We start from the raw sequence: 2,492 nt of genomic DNA, 5'->3' as shown, positions 1-2,492 counted from the left end.
CCCTCGATCCCCCGCCCCGCCATGCCGAATGCATCGACGGTGCCCGCGCACGACCGCCAGAAGACGTTGGAGGCCCGTGATCATACGCTGAATTCCTCGAGACGATCCGCGACCCGGAGCATGAAGACCACAAGGCGCATCTTCGCTGGGCGGGCGGACATTTCGATCCGGAGTGGTTCGACGTCGACCTGATCAATAAATATCTTCGCAATACATTCCGCACCAACGTCAGCAGGCGTCTACATCAGCCGAAGTCCAAAGCTCCCAATCGATGAAAAAGCAGCATATAGGGCGGGAAGCAGTCTGACGGCGCTGCGGCATGGCGGTCGCGGCAAACTTGGGGAAAGCGGTCATCCGCGCGCGCCGCAGCGAACACCCTACATTCCGGCCCACACGGGCGGGAAGCCGACTGACGGCTTCGCAGCATTGTGACTCCTGCGACATGGGCAGAGCGGTCGTTCATACAACTTGCAGCATATTGGGTAGTCGCCCTACCGGGCTATAATGCCACGACGGAGCAGGCGGATCGGCTCCAACCTATATGCCGCGCTGGTAGATCGGCGGGCGACCATTGTCCCGATCATCTCGATTCAGGAAGATCTCGTATCCGGTGAGGTGGAAGGCAGTATTTCCGAGATCATTCACCGTATCCAGCGTATCAACATGGATGAATTGGCGATAAGAAGCGCGAAAGCCCTCGCCAAGCGCTGCGCGAAAATAGATGCCCTCGGGCCCGATCGTGAGGCAGGCCTCGTCCTGCGGGTCATTTAAGTCTGACAGCGAAGTGGCAGAAAATTCAGGCCGGAGAATCCAGTCTTCCCCAAAAGATACGCATTGCTCCCGCGCATCCCATTGAAATATTCGGTGCCAATTCGCCTCACCCGACCTGCCGAAGTCTGGATTTAGGAGCAGGATTGTCGGCTTGCCGTCAGGATCATCTCCCTGTCCGGAAAGCTTGACGCCAAACATTGGAAGACTGCTATACCTTTTGAGGAGAAACAGCGCGCCTTTTGGCATATCAACCAAAGCCGCTGACCTCGCGTTCAATGTGCTCCGCATACGTTTTCTCTCCAAATGGCCGTTAGTCCCAGCCACGCCGAATATCGGTACGGTGGCATTCAGGGCAATGCAGTGCGTTGATCGGACGATTTTCGCGACGAGCCTCGCGGCGCTCGTTCTCGTCAAGAACTTCAGCTTCGAAGCGGCGACCACAGTTGTTGCAGCGGAAATGAATACGCTCAGTCATAGGCAATACCTGCGTTGCCAATGAACTCATTCCAGAGTACCTCCGCAGCGCGCTCAGGTGTCAGCCTCTCCTCAGCTTTACCGAAGACATTCATGGTTTGGGTGAGGAACTGTTCGTAATCATCGGCCGAGATATTGAAGCCGCCGTTTGCGGTATTCGCTCCAGAATTTTCGCTGAATGAGTAGTATATGTCACCCAAAGCGATTTGCGAGTTTCGGCAATGCACCGATATGTGGGCCGTACCGTTCCGATGGCCGCCATTTACGATTGTTGCTCCGAAAGAGGTCGCGTTTCTGTCAACGAAACGACTCCGCAATCCATCGATTGAGTTGATTTCGATGACCGCTCGCTGGAAGTAGTCCTTGATGGTGGCAAAGGCGGCGTCGCGGAAATCCCCCCTGTCAATGTGGTCGAACTGTCGTTTTGCTCGGTAGCGGGCCATTGCGGGGCGTAAGGCGTCTGGTTTAGGGGCCGCCTTTTCAGCCGTGGATATACTTTCAGCCTCGATGATACGGCGAAGCTCCTGCACCACATTTAGGTAAGCAGTATTCGAGTTTGCCCATTCACTGATTGCTTTACCGTCAGTTGGGACGGCCTTGAGCTGGCGCAGCTCGCCCATCGCCTTCCAGTCGCATTCCTCCAAGATAATGGGGACTACACGCGCCTCCCCGGAAGCATGGCGCTCGAGGGCCCGCTTCATCTCGCGCTCGACGCAATAGTCAGACGCTATAAAATCAGGGCTTACCAACAGCAGGACTAGATCGGCGGCATCCAGTTCCCGGGTGATATCAGCGTCAAGCACGCTTCCGGCCAAGATATCCCGATCATACCAAGTCTCGATATGTCCGGCTCGCGTCAAATTCTTAAGGTGTACGTGCAGCCGGTCAAGTGCGGCCTTGTCGTGGTGGGAATAAGAGATGAATGCGCGCATGTGCTCAACTTAAAATGCTAGGTTTTTGCATGTCACGCCCTAATATATAATGGATCGCAACATCTTTAAGCGTGGGTGAAGCGGCACTACTTCTGTTGCACCAAACTACCGCTTCACCGTTCGCAATCAGCGTTTCTTGTTCGACTGAGACAGCACCGAACCGGCGAGCGCCTTGGTGTTCTCAGAGTAGCGATCACTGCGAAGCACCTTTGAAGCAAGATCCTCCATCTTTGCCCCCGTTTGTCGACTGGTGTTGGATTGGGACAACGCGGACCCGGCAAGCTTACGCGCAACCTGCGAAGAACCAGGCTTGAA

Annotated in this window: 4 protein-coding genes and 1 pseudogene; 1 reads left to right on the top strand and 4 read right to left on the bottom strand. The window is 55.5% G+C overall.

The features are described 5' to 3' along the window. Positions 1-95: 95 nt before the first annotated feature. Positions 96-275, top strand: a pseudogene (locus DRF71_RS28900) (IS1096 element passenger TnpR family protein); the annotation flags it as partial. A gap of 262 nt (positions 276-537) precedes the next feature. On the opposite strand, the gene DRF71_RS25525 reads toward DRF71_RS28900, so the two are convergent. The 4 genes from DRF71_RS25525 to DRF71_RS28895 form a co-directional block, all read right to left on the bottom strand. Further along, entirely contained in the window at positions 538-969 is a 432-nt protein-coding gene (locus tag DRF71_RS25525; RefSeq protein ID WP_112313270.1) for a hypothetical protein, read from the bottom strand. A 112-nt stretch (positions 970-1,081) separates the two neighbouring features. Continuing rightward, complete coding sequence (locus tag DRF71_RS25520) at positions 1,082-1,246, bottom strand: zinc ribbon domain-containing protein (protein WP_112313269.1); 165 nt, start codon at positions 1,244-1,246, stop codon at positions 1,082-1,084. After that, positions 1,239-2,177: a toll/interleukin-1 receptor domain-containing protein gene (locus DRF71_RS25515; RefSeq protein ID WP_112313268.1), complete on the bottom strand. Its 939-nt coding sequence runs from the start codon at positions 2,175-2,177 to the stop codon at positions 1,239-1,241. The genes DRF71_RS25520 and DRF71_RS25515 overlap by 8 nt, the downstream gene beginning before the upstream one ends. A 126-nt stretch (positions 2,178-2,303) precedes the next feature. Next, on the bottom strand, positions 2,304-2,492 hold a 189-nt coding region (locus DRF71_RS28895; protein WP_112313267.1), incomplete at its 5' end, for a hypothetical protein.

It is taken from the genome of Pseudogemmobacter bohemicus (assembly GCF_003290025.1).
Lineage (GTDB): Bacteria > Pseudomonadota > Alphaproteobacteria > Rhodobacterales > Rhodobacteraceae > Pseudogemmobacter > Pseudogemmobacter bohemicus.
This window is presented reverse-complemented; position numbering and strand designations above follow the sequence as displayed.

Excerpts from the sequence above, each read along its gene's own strand:
- DRF71_RS25520 (WP_112313269.1), bottom strand. The coding sequence starts at position 1,246 with ATGACTGAGCGTATTCATTTCCGCTGCAACAACTGTGGTCGCCGCTTC.
- DRF71_RS25525 (WP_112313270.1), bottom strand. The coding sequence starts at position 969 with ATGTTTGGCGTCAAGCTTTCCGGACAGGGAGATGATCCTGACGGCAAG.
- DRF71_RS25515 (WP_112313268.1), bottom strand. The coding sequence starts at position 2,177 with ATGCGCGCATTCATCTCTTATTCCCACCACGACAAGGCCGCACTTGAC.